The organism is Variovorax sp. efr-133-TYG-130 (genome assembly GCF_030208835.1).
Taxonomy (GTDB): Bacteria; Pseudomonadota; Gammaproteobacteria; order Burkholderiales; family Burkholderiaceae_C; genus Variovorax.
On the sequence record NZ_JARVTD010000037.1, the window covers coordinates 160989 to 177313 of the forward strand.

Genomic DNA, 16325 nt, shown 5'->3' on the forward strand with positions numbered 1-16325 from the left:
CATGGCGTTTTTCAAGTTCCGCACGCGCGGCCCGCAAGGCAACGAAGGACGCAGCGCCCCCGCCGCCGCGCCGGCGGAAAGTGTCGAAACCATGCGTCGGCGTGCGCGCCACCGGCTGCTCGGCGCGGCCGTGCTGGTGCTGCTGGGCGTCATCGGTTTCCCGCTGCTGTTCGACACGCAGCCGCGGCCGGTGTCGGTAGACATCCCCATCGAGATTCCCGACCGCAACAAGGTCAAGCCGCTGCCCGTGCCCGCCACGCCGGCACCGGCCGTCAGCACGGCCCCGGCCGCGCCCGACAGCGGGTCGTCGCGTGTCGCTTCGGCTTCTTCGGCCGGCGGCATGATCACCGAGACCGCCGACGGCACCGAAATCGATCCCGGCAAGCCGGCCGCCAGCACGCCGCCGGCCGCAGCGGTTCCGGAGCGCAAGCCCGAACCCAAGCCGGAGCCCAAACCCGAACCCAAGCCCGAACCCAAGCCGGCAGAGCACAAGCCGGAACCCAAGCCCGAGCCGAAGCCGAAGCCGGAAGCCAAGCCCGAAGCCAAGCCCAAGCCGGCAGCCACCGTCGACGACGGCGCCCGTGCCCGCGCGCTGCTCGAGGGCAAGCCGATCACGGCCGCCGCTGCCTCCACGTCCAAGCCCGCCGCCGCCGACGAGGCCGGTGGCCGCTTCGTGGTGCAGGTGGGCGCGTTCGCCGATGCCGACAAGGCGCGCGAAGTGCGCCAGAAGCTCGAGCGGGCCGGTCTCAAGACCTATGTGCACGTGGCGAAGACGGCCGACGGCGAACGCACGCGTGTGCGTGTCGGCCCCTTCGCCTCGCGTGCCGAGGCCGACCGCGCCGCCGAGAAGGTCAAGGGCTTGTCTTTGTCGGCCGCCATCCTCACGTTGTAAGAATCTTTTTCGCTTGCCGTGGCCCTGTTCGACTGGATCGCCGTTGCGCTCATCGGTGTGTCGATGCTGCTTGGCCTGATGCGCGGGCTGGTGTTCGAGGTGATATCGCTGATCGGCTGGGTGGCCGCCTTCATTGCCGCCCAGTGGCTGGCTTCAGGCGTGGCGGCATGGTTTCCGTTCGGAGACCCGCAGGGCGCCTGGCGCTATCCGCTGGCCTTCGTGCTGGTGTTCGTGGCGGTGGCGTTCGGCGTGGGCTTGGTGGCCTCGCTCACGCGCAAGCTGATCACGGTCGTGGGACTGCGGCCGGTGGATCGTATTTTGGGAGCGGCGTTCGGTGCGGCACGGGGGGCGGTGGCCCTGCTCGTGCTGGCGGTCGTTGTTCATTTGCTGGTGTTGAGCGACAGTGCCTGGTGGCACGAATCGCGCAGCGCCATTGTTCTCGATGCGGCATTGCAGGGCCTCAAGCCCTCGCTGCCTGAAAAGTTGGCAAGCTACCTGCCCTGAGAGGAATCGTTCATGTGTGGAATCGTCGGCGTTGTCAGCAACGCACCCGTCAACCAGCTGCTCTATGACGCGCTGCTGCTCCTGCAGCATCGCGGCCAGGACGCGGCAGGCATCGTGACCTTGCTCGAACGCAAGTTCTTCATGCACAAGGCCAAGGGCATGGTGCGCGACGTGTTCCGCACGCGCAACATGCGCGCATTGCCAGGCAACGTCGGCCTGGGCCAGGTGCGCTACCCGACAGCCGGCAACGCCTACAGCGAGGAAGAGGCGCAGCCCTTCTACGTGAACGCGCCGTTCGGCATCGTGCTGGTGCACAACGGCAACCTGACCAACGCGCATGCGCTGCGCGCGGAGCTGTTCTCCACCGACCACCGCCACACCAACACCGAGAGCGACTCCGAAGTGCTGCTCAACGTGCTCGCCCACGAGATCGAGCGTTCGTCGCGCGGCGTGCCGCTGCATCCGGCCGAAGTGTTCGCCGCGGTCAAGAACATGCACAAGCGCCTGCGCGGCTCGTACGCCGTGGTGTCGCTGATTGCCGGCCACGGCCTGCTCGCCTTCCGCGACCCGTACGGCATTCGCCCGCTGTGCATGGGCCGCAGTGCCGACGGCGCGGTGATGGTGGCCAGCGAATCGGTTGCGCTGGAAGGCTCGGGCCATGTGTTCGAGCGCGACATCGCCCCCGGCGAGGCCGTGTTCATCGACCTCGAAGGCAACGTGCATTCGATGCAGTGCGCCGAAACGCCCACGCTGAACCCCTGCATCTTCGAATTCGTGTACCTCGCGCGACCCGACTCGGTGCTCGACGGCATCTCGGTGTACCAGGCTCGCCTGAACCTCGGCGAGACGCTGGCCAAGCGCGTGGTCTCTACCGTGCCGCCGAACCAGATCGACGTGATCATCCCGATCCCCGAATCGAGCCGACCGAGCGCCACGCAACTGGCGCACCTGCTGGGCGTGCCGTACCGCGAAGGCTTCGTGAAGAACCGCTACGTGGGCCGCACCTTCATCATGCCGGGGCAGGGCGTTCGCAAGAAGTCGGTGCGCCAGAAGCTCAACGTGATCGCCAGCGAGTTCAAGGGCCGCAACGTGCTGCTGGTCGACGACTCGATCGTGCGCGGCACCACCAGCCGAGAAATCGTGCAGATGGCCCGCGATGCCGGCGCCCGCAAGGTGTACCTTGCCAGCGCCGCGCCGCCGGTGCGCTACCCCAACGTGTACGGCATCGACATGCCGACCAAGGGCGAACTGGTGGCGCACGACCGCACCGTCGAAGAAATCCGCGAGCTCATCGGCTGCGACGCGCTGATCTACCAGGACGTCGACGCCATGAAGCGCGCCATCGGTTCGCTCAACGGCAAGCTCGACGGCTTCGACGCCTCCTGCTTCGACGGCGTGTACGTGACCGGCGACATCGACACCGAAGCCATCTCGCGCATGAACGGCAACCGGCCGCGCATCGAGGAGACCGAAGAAGACTCTTCGCGCCTCGCGCTCCCCAATCACAGCGAATAAGAGCCGACGAAGTGACCGACGAAAGACCCCTGCCGCCCGGCCTGCATCCAGATACGCTCGCGCTGCGCACCGGCCTCGCGCCGAGCCAGTACGGCGAGCATTCCGACGCGCTGTTCCTGACCAGCGGCTTCGTGCAGCCCGACGCCGAAACCTCGATGCGCCGCTTCGCGGGCACCGAGCCGGGCTTCACCTACTCGCGCACCTCCAACCCCACGGTGACCAGTTTCGAGCAGCGCATCGCGGCGCTCGAAGGCACCGAGGCGGCCATTGGCGCATCGACCGGCATGGGGGCGATCCTCATGATGTGCATGGGCCTGCTGAAGGCCGGCGACCACGTGATCTGCTCGCGCTCGGTGTTCGGCTCCACGCTGAACCTGTTCGGCAAGGAGTTCGCCAAGTTCGGTGTGGAGACCACCTTCGTCTCCCAGACCGACGTGGCCGAGTGGCGCGCGGCGGTCAAGCCCAGCACGAAGCTGCTGTTCGCCGAAACGCCGACCAATCCGCTGACCGAGGTCTGCGACATCCGCGCGCTGGCCGACGTGGCGCACGCGGCAGGCGCGCTGCTGGCGGTCGACAACTGCTTCTGCACGCCGATCCTGCAGCGCCCGGCGGCACTGGGCGCCGACCTCGTCATCCACTCGGGCACCAAGCACCTCGACGGCCAGGGCCGCGTGATGGCCGGCGCGATCTGCGGTCCTTCGAAGCTCATCGTCGACGTGTTCGGCCCCGTGGTGCGCACCGCCGGCATGGCGCTGGCGCCGTTCAACGCGTGGGTCGTGCTCAAGGGCATCGAAACGCTGGGCGTGCGCATGAAGGCGCACTGCGCCAATGCGCTGGACATCGCGCAGTGGCTCGAGAAGCAGCCGGGCATCGCTCGCGTCTATTACCCGGGCCTGCCTTCGCACGCGCAGCATGAACTGGCGATGCGGCAGCAGTCGGGGCAGGGTGGCGCGGTGGTGTCGTTCGACGTGGTCGGCGACACGCCCGAGACCGCGCGCGCCAATGCGTTCCATGTCATCAACAGCACGCGCGTGGTGAGCGTCGCCACCAATCTCGGCGACGTGAAGACCATCATCACGCACCCCGGCACCACCTCGCACGGACGCCTCACCGAGGTCCAGCGCCAGGCTGCCGGCATCGGCCAGGGACTGATCCGCCTCGCGGTCGGCCTCGAGCATGCCGAAGACATCAAGGCCGACCTTGCGCGCGGCCTGAGCACACTGAATCAACCATAACGAAATGACCGGCAAAGTACGCACCCGCATCGCACCGTCCCCCACGGGTTTTCTTCACCTGGGCACGGCCCGCACGGCGCTCTATTCGTGGGCCTATGCACGCCACTACGGCGGCGAGTTCGTGCTGCGCATCGAAGACACCGACGTGGCCCGCTCGACGCAGGACTCGACCGACCAGATCCTCGCGTCGATGCACTGGCTCGGCCTCGAATACGACGAAGGCCCGATCTACCAGATGCAGCGCCTGGAGCGCTATCGAGAAGTGATCGCGCAGATGCTTGCCGCCGGCACGGCCTACCACTGCTATTGCACGCCCGCCGAACTCGACGAAATGCGCGAGGCGCAGCGCGCACGCGGCGAGAAGACGCTGTACGACCGCCGCTGGCGCCCCGAGCCGGGCAAGGTGCTGCCGCCCGTGCCCGAAGGCGTGCCGCCCGTGGTGCGCTTCTGCAACCCGCCCGAAGGCGACGTGACGTGGAACGACCTCGTCAAGGGCGAGATCACCATCAACAACCGCGAGATCGACGACCTCATCATCCTGCGGCCCGACGGTGTGCCCACCTACAACTTCGCGGTGGTGGTCGACGACTGGGACATGAACATCACGCACGTGTTCCGCGGTGACGAGCACATCAACAACACGCCGTGGCAGATCAACATCTTCCGTGCGCTCGGTGCGCCGTTGCCGCAGTTCGGCCACGTGCCGGTGATTCTTGGCGACGATGGGCAGAAGCTTTCCAAGCGCCGTGGCGCGGTGAGCGTCACTGCCTACGAAGACAACGGCTACCTGCCGGAGGCAATGCTCAACTACCTCGCGCGCCTCGGCTGGAGCCACGGCGACGACGAGCTTTTCACGCGCGAGCAGATGGTGAGCTGGTTCGATGGCTCGCACCTGTCGAAGAGCCCCGCGCAGTGGGATGCGGCCAAGCTCGCCTGGGTCAACGCTCAATACATCAAGGCGAAGACCGGCGAAGAGCTTGCACCGCTCGTCGAGGCACAGCTGCAGAAGAAGGGCATCGTTGCGGACGAACGCCTGCCTGCGATCTGCGCGCTATTCAAAGATCGTTGCGACACCACGGTGGCACTCGCCAACTGGGCTGCGGCCTTCTACACGGACATTTCGGTGACCGAAGAGGACCGTGCGCAGCACATCACCGAGGCCGTTAAACCCGCGATTGCAGCACTCGCAGAAAAATTGATAACTGCGACCTGGGATAAGGCCTCAATCTCGGCTATGATCAAGGAAGTGCTCGCAGCACACAGCATGAAAATGCCAGTGTTAGCGATGCCAGTACGTGTGCTTGTGATGGGAACGTCGCAAACACCGTCCCTCGATTCAGTCCTAGAGATTTTTTCCAGAGAAAAAGTTATCGAAAGATTGAGAAAGGCCTGAAAAACGGGCTATAATTCGAGGCTCGACACCCACACGGGGGTATAGCTCAGCTGGGAGAGCGCTTGCATGGCATGCAAGAGGTCATCGGTTCGATCCCGTTTACCTCCACCATTAAGTGTCGAGAGAGTTGAAGATAAGTGCTGATCGCAGCACGGTTCCTAAGGTTTTGACCCTATCGTCTAGAGGCCTAGGACACCACCCTTTCACGGTGGCTACCGGGGTTCGAATCCCCGTAGGGTCGCCAGTTTCACGCAAGTGAAGCAGGCACAAGTGGCAACACTTGGCTCGGTAAAACGAGTGAACGTTGTCTACCAGGAGTGGTAGTTCAGTTGGTTAGAATACCGGCCTGTCACGCCGGGGGTCGCGGGTTCGAGTCCCGTCCACTCCGCCAGTTCCGACGAGGGTTAGCAGATGAGAGTCTGCTAACCCTTTTGTCTTTTTCGGAACCTGCACTTCGTTGATCCATGCGATCGGCGACCGGTGCCTCCTTCCATTGCCCAGCAACCTGCCAGTGCTCAAGCACCTTGGCCGATCGCATCAGTGAGCGGCAGCCCATTGGCGTTCTTCCCAACTTTGACTCACACCTTAACTCGGCCAAGAGCTCGATGGCCAAGTTGCGATGCCCAGGATGCTCTGTCGAGGAGAAAACTCCTCGTGGACGAGGGAGCGCTCCGTCTGAGATGGGCCCTGCGACACCACTTTATGCGGCCGAGTTACATAGGCCCTCTCACAGTCGAATAAACTCCGCCCCGCTTGCAGCTTGTATTCGTTGCTGCGCCGCCATAGGCAACATGGCGAAATCAACCCAATAGGAACTCACTTGAACCGCATCGAACTCGTCGAAAAAATCGCTACCGCCCACAACCTCAGCAAGGCGGAAGCCGCGCGCGTCCTCGAGACCATCACCAGCACGATCGTTGCTGCCGTGAAGAAGGATGACGCAGTGCAGATCGTCGGCTTCGGCACTTTCAAGCAAGTGGCGCGCGCCGCACGCTCGGGCTTCAACCCCAGCGCCGGCACCAAGATCAAGATCGCCGCACAGAAGGTGCCGAAATTCGTGCCGGGCGCCGCCTTCAAGGCCGCCGTGGACCCGAAGGCTGCAAAGCGCAAGGCCGACAGCAAGGCCGTGGCCGCCAAACCGGCTGCGAAGGCTGCCAAGCCTGCTGCGAAGCCCGCAGCAAAGAAGGCTGCCGCCCCCGCCAAGAAGGCCGTGGCCGCCAAGAAGAAGTAGTTGACGCATTGCCGCGGCTTCGCGCCGCGGATGCCGGGCAAACGCCTGAACCGAAGTGCCCCGCCCAGCGGGGCATTTTTCGTTGGGGCCAGAGCGAGCCGCGCGCCTGCATTTGCGGCGGTTGCCTCCTACATCGCGCCACACGTGGTGCGCTGTAGCTTGGTTTCTTCGAATTCAAGACAAGGGGATCAGAATGCAAAGCACCAAGAACCTCGGCAGCGCGCTCCATGGCCGGCAATCCTTCGATCAAGGCGGTTGCCATGGATGAGATGCTTGAATTTCCCCATGCGGGCTGGACCTTCCTTTGCAGCGCGGAGAAGCTTCCCTCCGGTTCCTTTCAGGCCGTGCTCCGCTACAGGGCGCCGCCGAACGACGATATCCGCATGCTGAAGATCGATCCGGCCGCGGGGCACAGCGTGCGCGAGGCGCTCGAGCGCGCGAAGGCCATGGCTGTGGAGTGGGCCGCGAAGCGAGCCGATGGCGGCAAAGGCGGCGGCTGAGGCGCCGCACGCACGCTGCCGCACGTTAGAGTCGGGCTGATGCCAACTCGCGGCCGCTCGATCGAGGCAGCCTAACAACGATGACGATCATCAAACCAGGCCGGCTTGCCATTCAGGCGCTATTGCTCACGACAGCGGGCGCATGCGCTGCGGGAACGATCACATGCGTTCCCGGGCCTGCCGCCGCATCGGCGCCTTCGCACTGGATCCGCAGGATCGCCATCGACGAGCACTCACGAACCGTCAACATGGACATCGTGCGTTCCAGGACAAAGGACACGGAGACGATGGGGAAGATGAGGGCCGAACTCCTCAGCATGGAGGAGACCCAGTCCGGCGAGCCGGTCTATGTGTTCAACGCCATCCCCAGTGCCGGTAGTGAGGTTACCCATCTCTTCAGGCTGTTCAAAGCCGGGGAGTGGCGTCTGATTGGCGCCGGTGTGACCTTCATGGGCAAGGTGCCTGCGCTGAGAGCGATCGAGCCGGGATTGGTGCTCGATTGCAAGCGCTCCGACCTGGGTTAGCGTTCGTTCCTTATCGCCAGCATGAGCTAGGGAACGTCTGATCAAGTCGTAAATGGGCTTGATGACGAGTGCGCGTATTGTCCCGCTGGACTCTCAGCTCATCGCACCGGGAATCCCATGCGTTTGAAGGCCTCTGTGACCCCTTCACGCTGCCTGCGGGCGCACCTGTCCCATCATCGCAATCAGTTTTTTCCTGGCCATCCACAGGTTCGACAGCGCAAACAGCGTGATCACATGCGCCGTGTTCTTGGCCAGTCCCTTGAACCTCACCTTCGCCAGGCCGAACTGCCGCTTGATCACCCGGAACGGATGCTCCACCTTGGCTCGGATGCTGGACTTCTGATACTCCTGCTTGCGCGCTCTGGCCTTGGCTCGACCGTCGGGCATCTTTGCCATGTCGCTGGGCCGGCCCGCGATGTGCCACTGCACATCGCGCTTCACACGCGCCTGCGCGCCCCGGTAGCCCGAGTCCGCCCACACCGCGTCCTCTTTGCCGTGCAGCAGATCGCTCACCTGTTCCACGTCTGCCTCGTTGGCCGCCGTGGTCGTCACCGTGTGCACCAGCCCCAAGTCTGCGTCCACGCCGATGTGCGCCTTCATCCCGAAGTGCCACTGGTTGCCCTTCTTCGTCTGGTGCATCTCAGGGTCTCGTTCGCCGCTCTCGTTCTTGGTGGAACTGGGCGCCGCGATGATCGTGGCATCCACGATGGAGCCACGCTTCAGGAGCAACCCCTTCCTGGCCAAATGGGCGTTGACCTGCTTGAAGATGTCTTCGGCCAGATCGCTGGCTTCCAGCAGGTGGCGGAAGTTCAGGATGGTCGTCTCGTCAGGGATCGCCTCCAGGCCGAGCCCGGCGAACGCGCGCAGCGAGGCGATCTCATACAGGGCTTCTTCCATCGCCGGGTCGCTCAGCGCGAACCAGTTCTGCATCAAGTGCACACGGAGCATGGCTTCGAGCGGATACGGTCGACGCCCGCGGCCTGCCACCGGGTAGTGCGGCTCGATGACCTTGAGCAGCGCCTTCCACGGCACCACCAGTTCCATCTCGCCAAGGAAGACTTCGCGCCTCGTCTTCTTCCTCTTGCCCGCTTGCTCGGCATCCGCAAAACTGATCTGGCTCATCGCTCGTGCTCCTTTGCAGGGTTCAGTTCTTCATGCAAGAAACGTGCTCTTGTTCAGACCTTCCCTAGGCACAATCGCGCTATGCCAAACATTGCATCCATTCTCAAAGCCGAAATCTCGCGCGTTGCCCGCAAAGAGGTTCGAGCGGAAATCGAGACGCTGAAGAAGGCCTCCGTACACCACAGGGCATTGATCGCCGCTCTGCGTCGCCAAGTGAATGCGTTGGAGAAGGAACTGCGCAACGTTGCCAGCAGTGCCGGCAAGCGTGCTGTGGTTAGCGATGTCGACGAGGCTGCCGAGGCGGGGCCCAAGCGGCGCTTCAGCCCGGCTCGACTGGCTTCGCACCGCAGCAAGCTGGGACTGTCTGCAGCCTCGTACGGCAAGCTCGTCGGTGTGTCGGGCCAGACGATCTACCACTGGGAGCAAGGCAAGGCGCGGCCGCGTGCTGCTCAGCTGGAGCGCCTGGCCTCGGTGCGCGAGTTTGGCAAGCAACAGGCGGCCGAGCGCCTTCAGGCCGACTGAGGCGCCGGTCCCAGGTCGGGGATTACCCGGTCCACTTTCGACGAAAGCTCAAACTATCTTCGGATTGACGAACAGCCAGCGTTAACGCAGGCTGCCGCGAGGGGAGTGTTCATGACGCGAGGGTATTGATCAATGCTGAACAGCACTCGTCAACTGCGCTTGTTGGCGCTTTCTCGCCAGTTCGATCTCGCGGCCCTGATGACCATGCTGGCCGCCATCGGGAGCTGGCTGATGTTCTGGTTCGGCGAATGAACCGGATAGCGCCGGCCTGATCGGCGAAGGCCGTCAGTTGCACTCGAACAAGACGCCCTGTTCCGCAGGTGCCTTGCCAAGCCATCTTGGCGACTGTCCCTTGACGTCGCAGTAGTTCGAGGCCTGCACATAAGTCACGGCACGCAGCACGCCGGGGCGCACTTGCGTGACCTCGTTGGGAGGGGTCGAGCAGCCGGCGAGGACCAGGGCAAGCGGAAGCAGTGTGCGCCAATTCATCGGGCCATTCTAAGACCGGCCGGCAACTGGGCTGGTGTGCGATCCATATAGCGGCATCCGGAATGGTCGCCCGAGCGAGCTGTATGCATATACAGTAAACTACGGGCTTGCCGACCACTTTCTCCTTGACGGGTAAACCGTCCCCGCCGGTCAACCTGTGCGGGGCCTTGATGCATGCCAGCAGATAGGCTTTTTCACACCCAGCCCTCCGGCTGGGTTTTTTTTGCCTGGACCCAGGGCTATAGTCGTCGGCCGCTGCCACATCACAAGAATGCTCGTGTCGGACTCCCTGACTTCCACGCTGACCCGCTACTACGACGCGGTGCCTTATGACTCGCATCCGTTTCCCCAGTCGGCCATGGAGCATCTGGAAGCGCTGGCGTTCCTGTTCGGACTCGACACCCCGCCGCCCGCCGAAGCCCGCGTGCTGGAGCTCGGCTGCGCTGCCGGCGGCAACCTGATTCCCTTCGCTGCGCGCCATCCGGGTGCTCGCGCGGTCGGCGTGGACCTGTCCACCGTGCAGGTGGCGCAGGGCGCGGCGGCCGTCGCCCGGGCGGGACTGTCGAACATCGAACTCAAGGCTTTCGACATCTCGGAGATCGACGCTTCGTTCGGCCAGTTCGACTACATCGTCTGCCACGGCGTGTACAGCTGGGTGCCAGCCCCGGTGCAGGACGCGATCCTGCGCATCTGCGCCGAGAACCTCGCGCCCAAGGGCGTGGCCTACGTCAGCTACAACGTGTACCCCGGCTGGAAGGCCCGCGAGATCGTGCGCGACGCGATGATCCTGCGCGGCGGCCCGCGCGACACGCCGGACGAAAAGCTCGCCTATGCGCGCGGCATGCTCGAGTTCCTCGAAGAGTCGGCCCGTGCCGACAGCGTGCTCAAGAAGACGCTCGAAGAGACGATGCCCATCGTGCGCAGCGCCAACAGCTCTTATCTGCTGCACGAGTTCCTGGAGCCCTGCAACGCGCCGTGCTACTTCAAGGAATTCGTGGCGCGCGCCGAGGCGCGCGGGCTGGCCTACCTGTGCGATGCCGAGCCCTCGACCATGTTCGTGCAGAACTACGGCGACAAGGTGCGCGACCCGTTGCTGCGCGAATGCGGCGGCAGCCAGGTGTTGATGGAGCAGTACCTCGATTTCCTGGTCAACCGCACCTTCAGGCAGACCCTGCTGATGCGGCAGGCGCGCGCCGGAGACATCCGCTACCGGCTGGACCCCGCGCGCATCCGCGCCCTCGAAGTCGCCGGCCTGTTCGCCGCAGAAGGCGGCGCGGAGCTGGCGCTCGATGCCAGCGAACAGCCCTGCGACGCGATCCGTGGGCTGAAGGTCACGCTGCGGCTGCCCATTCACAAGGCCGTCGCGCGCCTGCTCGAGGCGGCGTACCCGGCTTCGATGCCCGTGGAGACGCTGATCGCCGACGCAGCCCGGCTCGTCGGGCAGCCCGCCGCAGCGGTCGACCAGGCGGCCATGTCGATGCTCGAGGAACTGCTGATCCTCGGCGCGCTGCGCTTTCGCCGCACGCCAGTGCCCGCCGCGGCCTCGGTGCCGGGCCTGCCGCGGGCGTTGGCCGCCGTGCGCAGCGCGCCTGGCCTGGCTCCGGCGGCCGGCGCGAACGCCAATGCCTGCAACCAGTGGCATGAGCCCGTGGCACTCACGCTGCTCGAACGCAGCCTGCTGCCGCTGCTCGACGGTACGAACTCGCACGACGCGCTGGCCGAGCATCTCGAAGCCGAAGTGCGCGGCGACCGCCTTCGCTTCGTCAAGGACGACAAGCCGTTGACCGACCCGCAGGCAGTCAAGGCGTTCGCGCGCCAGCAGGTCGAGCTGGCGCTCGATGCCTTGCGGCGCAAGGCTCTGCTTGTGGACTGACCGGAGCGTTACCGTTTTCTTTCTTCAACACAGGACCTACAGAGGAGACTCCTACATGCAAAAAATCCACTGGACCCCGAAGCTGCGCGCCGCCGTCACGGCGGTGCTCGCGCTGGCGGCGGCCGGCGTCTCGAATGCGGCATCGGTGGCGCCCGTCGCGGCCGAGAACGGCATGGTCGTGAGTGCGCAGCACCTGGCGAGCAAGGTCGGCGTCGACGTGCTCAAGCGCGGCGGCAATGCCGTCGACGCGGCGGTGGCCGTGGGCTATGCGCTGGCCGTGGTGTACCCGGCAGCGGGCAACCTCGGCGGCGGCGGCTTCATGACCATTCAGCTGGCCGACGGCCGCAAGACCTTCCTCGACTTCCGCGAGAAAGCGCCGCTGGCCGCCACGGCCAACATGTACCTCGACAAGGACGGCAACGTCATCAAGGGCCTGAGCACCAAGGGCCACCTTGCCGTGGGCGTGCCGGGCAGCGTGTCGGGCATGGAGTACGCGCGCGAGAAGTACGGCACCATGAAGCGCGGCGAGCTGCTCGCCCCGTCGATCCAGCTGGCCGACAAGGGCTTCGCGCTGGAGCAGGGCGACATCGACCTGCTCGGCACCGCCACGGCCGACTTCAAGGAAGACCCGGCCTCGGCCGCCATCTTCTTGAACAAGGGCGAGCCCTACAAGGTGGGCGACAAGCTGGTGCAGAAGGACCTGGCCAAGACGCTGCGCGAAATCAGCGCCAAGGGCACCGACGGCTTCTACAAGGGCTGGGTCGGCAATGCCATCGTGGCGTCCAGCCAGGGCGGCAAGGGCCTGATCACGCAGGCCGACCTCGACCAGTACAAGACGCGCGAACTCGCGCCGGTGGAGTGCGACTACCGCGGCTACCGCGTCGTGTCGGCACCCCCGCCCAGTTCCGGCGGCGTGATCATCTGCGAAATGCTCAACATCCTCGAGGGCTATCCGCTCAAGGACCTGGGCTACCACTCGGCGCAGGCCGTGCACTACCAGATCGAAGCCATGCGCCACGCCTACGTGGACCGCAACAGCTACCTGGGCGACCCCGACTTCGTGAAGAACCCGCTCGACCGCCTGCTCGACAAGGGCTACGCCGAGAAGATCCGCGCCGTCATCGATCCGAAGAAGGCAGGCGTCTCCAAGGACATCAAGCCCGGCGTCGCGCCGCATGAAGGCAGCAATACCACCCATTACTCGATCGCCGACAAATGGGGCAACGCGGTTTCTGTGACCTACACGCTGAACGACTGGTTCGGCGCCAAGATCACCGCCGCCAAGACCGGCGTGCTGCTGAACGACGAGATGGATGACTTCACCTCGAAGGTGGGCGTGCCCAACCTGTACGGGCTGGTGCAGGGCGAGGCCAACAAGATCGAGCCGGGCAAGCGCCCGCTGAGCTCGATGAGCCCGACCATCGTGTCCAAGGACGGCAAGCCCGTCATGGTGGTCGGCACGCCGGGCGGCAGCCGCATCATCACGGCGGTGATGCTGACCATGATCAACGCCATCGACTACGGCATGAACGTGCAGGAAGCAGTGGATGCCCCGCGCTTCCACCAGCAGTGGCTGCCCGACGTCACCAACGTCGAAGCCTATGCGCTGAGCCCCGACACCCGCAAGATCCTGACCGACATGGGCCACAACCTGGGCGTGCCGCAGCCGGCCAACCACCTCGCGGCCATCATCGTCGGCGCGCCGTCGCTGGGCGGCAAGCCGGTCGGCAACAACCGCTTCTACGGCGCCAACGACCCACGCCGCAACACCGGCCTGGCAGCGGGCTACTGAACCTGCGGCACACTCGAAGGCGGTCGTGCCCTTGACGGCGCGGCCGCTTTTTTCATTTTTCATGCACCTGCAAGACATCCTCTACACCCAGGGCTTCGGCACGCGCCGCGTGTGCGCGGGGCTGGTCCAGCAAGGCCACGTGACCATCGGCGGCCAGGCGGTGACCGATCCGTTCGCCGATCTCGATCCCGAGGGGCTTCTCTACACGGTCCAGGGCACGGCCTGGGCCTATCACGAGAAGGCCTACCTGATGCTGCACAAGCCGGCCGGCACCGAGTGCTCGCAGAAGCCCTCGACCTACCCGAGCATCTACACGCTGCTGCCTTCGCCGCTGCGCCTGCGCCCCAACAAGGGAGCGGTACAGGGCGTGCAGGCCATCGGCCGGCTCGACCAGGACACCACCGGCCTGCTGCTTTTGACCGACGACGGCCAGTTCATCCACAAGATGGGATCGCCCAAGCACCACGTGCCCAAGGTCTACGAGGTGACGGCCAAGCATCCGGTGGACGAGGCGCAGATCGCGAAGCTGCTGGCCGGCGTGGTGCTCGACGACGACCCGAAGCCCGTGCGAGCCGCCGCCTGCGAGTCCTACAGCCCGCTGCACCTGCGGCTCACCCTCACCGAGGGCAAGTACCACCAGGTCAAGCGCATGCTGGCCGCGGTCGGCAACCGGGTCGAGGGGCTGCACCGCTCGCGCATCGGCGACCTCGCGCTGCCGGAAGACCTGGCCCCGGGGCAGTGGCGCTGGCTCACCGCCGAGCAGGTCGCCGCGCTGCGCGCACCGGCCAAGTCCGCCAAAGCCGCCAAAGCCGCCAAGCTTTCGGAGTAACAGGCGCTGACAGGGGGAGAAAGACGGGTTTCCAGGTCAGCCAGTCTTAATGCTCGACCGTTAAGATCGCCAGCTCTCTCTCGGAACCTTCCCTTGCGACTTCCAGCCCGCCCGAACGGCCGCATCGCGGCCTTCCTGTTTTCCTGCATGACGGCCCTGGCGGCACACACCGCCGCCGCCGCGCCGGCAGAGCCTCCCCCGATCTTCGTGCTCAACTCGCTGGATGCCAGCGTGAGCGTGATCAACCCGGTCGACTGGAGCGAAAAACAACGCATCACCACCGGCAAGGAGCCGCACCACATCTACATGACGCCCGACGAGAAGTCGGTCATCGTGGCCAATTCGGCGGGCGACTCGCTGACCTTCCTCAACCCCCGCACGGCCGAGGTGCAGCGGGTGGTGTACGGCATCATCGACCCCTACCAGCTGCAGTTCTCGCGCGACATGAAGTGGTTCGTCACGGCGGGCAACCGCCTGAACCACGTCGACGTGTACCGCTGGGACGGCAAAGACCTCAAGCTGGCCAAGCGCATCGCCACCGGCAAGACGCCCAGCCACATCTGGATCGACAACACCAGCACCATCGCGTACGTGACGATGCAGGACAGCGACGAAATGATCGCGGTCGACCTGCCTTCTCAGACCGTCAAGTGGCGCACCGCCACCGGCCCGATGCCGGCGGACATCTTCGGCACCCACAACGACAAGACGCTGCTCGTGGGCCTGACCGGCGGCGACGGCGTGCAGGTGTTCGACGTGGAGGGCGCGCAGCCCAAGCTGGTCGGCAAGATCCCCACCGGCAAGGGCGCCCACGCGTTCCGCTCGGCCGGCGACGGCAAGACCGTGTTCGTGAGCAACCGCGTGGCCAACACCATCAGCCGCATCGACCTGGCGACGCTCAAGGTCGTCGCCACCTATGCGGTGCCGGGCGGTCCCGACTGCATGGACGTGTCGGCCGACGGCAAGACGCTGTACGTGACCTCGCGCTGGGCCAAGAAGCTCACCGTGGTCGATCTCGTCGGCCAGAAGGTGGTGCGGCAGGTCAACGTGGGACGCTCGCCGCACGGCGTCTGGACGCTGGACCATGGCAAGCGCACGTAGGCGCGCCGGCGCGGCCGTGCTGCTGGCGCTGGCCTGCGGCACGGTGGTGCCGGGCGCCTGGGCGCAGCAGCAGGCCGCCACCTGCGAAAAGCCCGTCTACCTGACCTTCGACACCGGCCACATGGGCATCGCCCCGCTGGTGGCCGACGTGCTCAAGCGGCAAAACGTGCGCGTCACCTTCTTCGCCGCCGCCGAGCGCACCCAGACCGACGGCGACAGCCTCGACGACCACTGGGCGCCCTGGTGGAAGGCGAGGGCGGCCGAAGGCAACGAGTTCGGCTCCCACACCTACGACCACGCCTACTGGCGCGCCGACGTCAAGGGCACGCCGCCGAGCTTCCGCATCAAGCCTTCGGCCGGCCCGCAGAACGGCAAGGAATCGACCTGGAGCGCGGCCGAGTACTGCGCCAACATCCGCAAGTCGTCCGACCGGCTGGCCGCCATCACCGGCAAGAAGCCGCTGCCGCTGTACCGCGCGCCGGGCGGCAAGACCTCGCCCGCGCTGCTGGCGGCAGCCGAGGGCTGCGGCTACAAGTACGTCGGCTGGGCGCCCGCCGGCTTCCTCGGCGACGAACTGCCGAGCGAGAAGTTCAGCAACGCGAAGCTGCTCACGCAGGCGCTCGACACCATCCGCCCCGGCGACATCCTGCTCGCGCACCTGGGCATCTGGTCGCGCAAGGATCCGTGGGCGCCGGCCAACCTCGAGCCGCTGATCGTCGGCCTCAAGGCCAAGGGCTTCTGTTTCCAGACGCTGCGCCAGCACCCGGATTACCGCGCCTGGATCGCATCCCACTCCTGAGTTC

16 protein-coding genes and 3 tRNA genes are annotated in these 16325 nt (G+C 65.5%); 17 read left to right on the plus strand and 2 right to left on the minus strand.

The window, feature by feature from the left end; translation table 11 throughout:
- Position 1: 1 nt before the first annotated feature.
- The 11 genes from QRN67_RS29185 to QRN67_RS29235 all read left to right on the plus strand — a co-directional run bounded on the left by QRN67_RS29185 (position 2) and on the right by QRN67_RS29235 (position 7794).
- Positions 2–892 carry an SPOR domain-containing protein gene (locus QRN67_RS29185; protein WP_285414691.1) on the plus strand — a complete coding sequence of 297 codons (891 nt, stop codon included), beginning with the start codon at positions 2–4 and terminating at the stop codon, positions 890–892.
- 18 nt (positions 893–910) lie between these two features.
- Positions 911–1396: a CvpA family protein gene (locus tag QRN67_RS29190; protein WP_081271295.1), complete on the plus strand. Its 486-nt coding sequence runs from the start codon at positions 911–913 to the stop codon at positions 1394–1396.
- A gap of 12 nt (positions 1397–1408) precedes the next feature.
- Positions 1409–2911: an amidophosphoribosyltransferase gene (purF, locus tag QRN67_RS29195; protein ID WP_106937233.1), complete on the plus strand. Its 1503-nt coding sequence runs from the start codon at positions 1409–1411 to the stop codon at positions 2909–2911.
- 11 nt (positions 2912–2922) lie between these two features.
- Positions 2923–4146, plus strand: a complete 1224-nt coding sequence (locus QRN67_RS29200; protein WP_285414692.1) for an O-succinylhomoserine sulfhydrylase — start codon at positions 2923–2925, stop codon at positions 4144–4146.
- A 4-nt stretch (positions 4147–4150) separates the two neighbouring features.
- On the plus strand, positions 4151–5539 hold the full coding sequence (gltX, locus tag QRN67_RS29205) for a glutamate--tRNA ligase (protein WP_081271298.1): 1389 nt from the start codon (positions 4151–4153) through the stop codon (positions 5537–5539).
- Between the two features lie 35 nt (positions 5540–5574).
- Positions 5575–5650: transfer RNA gene (locus tag QRN67_RS29210), tRNA-Ala, on the plus strand.
- A gap of 57 nt (positions 5651–5707) precedes the next feature.
- Positions 5708–5783 (plus strand) — tRNA-Glu (locus QRN67_RS29215).
- A 70-nt stretch (positions 5784–5853) separates the two neighbouring features.
- Positions 5854–5930 (plus strand) — tRNA-Asp (locus QRN67_RS29220).
- A gap of 429 nt (positions 5931–6359) precedes the next feature.
- The gene (locus QRN67_RS29225; protein ID WP_081271299.1) at positions 6360–6770 is read left to right on the plus strand and encodes an HU family DNA-binding protein; all 411 of its coding nucleotides are present in this window, start codon (positions 6360–6362) and stop codon (positions 6768–6770) included.
- Between the two features lie 227 nt (positions 6771–6997).
- Positions 6998–7270 carry a hypothetical protein gene (locus QRN67_RS29230; RefSeq protein ID WP_285414693.1) on the plus strand — a complete coding sequence of 91 codons (273 nt, stop codon included), beginning with the start codon at positions 6998–7000 and terminating at the stop codon, positions 7268–7270.
- An 80-nt stretch (positions 7271–7350) separates the two neighbouring features.
- Complete coding sequence (locus QRN67_RS29235) at positions 7351–7794, plus strand: hypothetical protein (RefSeq protein ID WP_285414694.1); 444 nt, start codon at positions 7351–7353, stop codon at positions 7792–7794.
- A gap of 144 nt (positions 7795–7938) precedes the next feature.
- Here the strand turns inward: QRN67_RS29235 and QRN67_RS29240 are convergent, their stop codons facing one another.
- Positions 7939–8916 carry an IS5 family transposase gene (locus tag QRN67_RS29240; RefSeq protein ID WP_285414695.1) on the minus strand — a complete coding sequence of 326 codons (978 nt, stop codon included), beginning with the start codon at positions 8914–8916 and terminating at the stop codon, positions 7939–7941.
- Positions 8917–8997: 81 nt separating this feature from the next.
- Here QRN67_RS29240 and QRN67_RS29245 point away from each other — a divergent pair, with 81 nt between their 5' ends.
- Positions 8998–9438 (plus strand): helix-turn-helix domain-containing protein, encoded by a 441-nt coding sequence (locus QRN67_RS29245; protein ID WP_081271302.1) that lies wholly within the window; start codon positions 8998–9000, stop codon positions 9436–9438.
- Positions 9439–9723: 285 nt separating this feature from the next.
- Here the strand turns inward: QRN67_RS29245 and QRN67_RS29250 are convergent, their stop codons facing one another.
- On the minus strand, positions 9724–9927 hold the full coding sequence (locus QRN67_RS29250; RefSeq protein WP_081271303.1) for a hypothetical protein: 204 nt from the start codon (positions 9925–9927) through the stop codon (positions 9724–9726).
- 271 nt (positions 9928–10198) lie between these two features.
- On the opposite strand from QRN67_RS29250, the gene QRN67_RS29255 reads away from it, so the two are divergent.
- The 5 genes from QRN67_RS29255 (at position 10199) to QRN67_RS29275 (ending at position 16321) form a co-directional block, all read left to right on the plus strand.
- A complete protein-coding gene (locus QRN67_RS29255; RefSeq protein ID WP_503010953.1) occupies positions 10199–11800 on the plus strand; it encodes a methyltransferase regulatory domain-containing protein in 1602 nt (533 codons plus the stop codon).
- 55 nt (positions 11801–11855) lie between these two features.
- Positions 11856–13592 (plus strand): gamma-glutamyltransferase, encoded by a 1737-nt coding sequence (ggt, locus tag QRN67_RS29260; RefSeq protein ID WP_285414697.1) that lies wholly within the window; start codon positions 11856–11858, stop codon positions 13590–13592.
- 61 nt (positions 13593–13653) lie between these two features.
- The gene (locus QRN67_RS29265) at positions 13654–14421 is read left to right on the plus strand and encodes a pseudouridine synthase (RefSeq protein WP_285414698.1); all 768 of its coding nucleotides are present in this window, start codon (positions 13654–13656) and stop codon (positions 14419–14421) included.
- A gap of 93 nt (positions 14422–14514) precedes the next feature.
- Entirely contained in the window at positions 14515–15522 is a 1008-nt protein-coding gene (locus QRN67_RS29270; protein ID WP_081271307.1) for a YncE family protein, read from the plus strand.
- Positions 15506–16321 carry a polysaccharide deacetylase family protein gene (locus QRN67_RS29275; protein ID WP_106937244.1) on the plus strand — a complete coding sequence of 272 codons (816 nt, stop codon included), beginning with the start codon at positions 15506–15508 and terminating at the stop codon, positions 16319–16321. The genes QRN67_RS29270 and QRN67_RS29275 overlap by 17 nt, the downstream gene beginning before the upstream one ends.
- Positions 16322–16325: the final 4 nt, after the last annotated feature.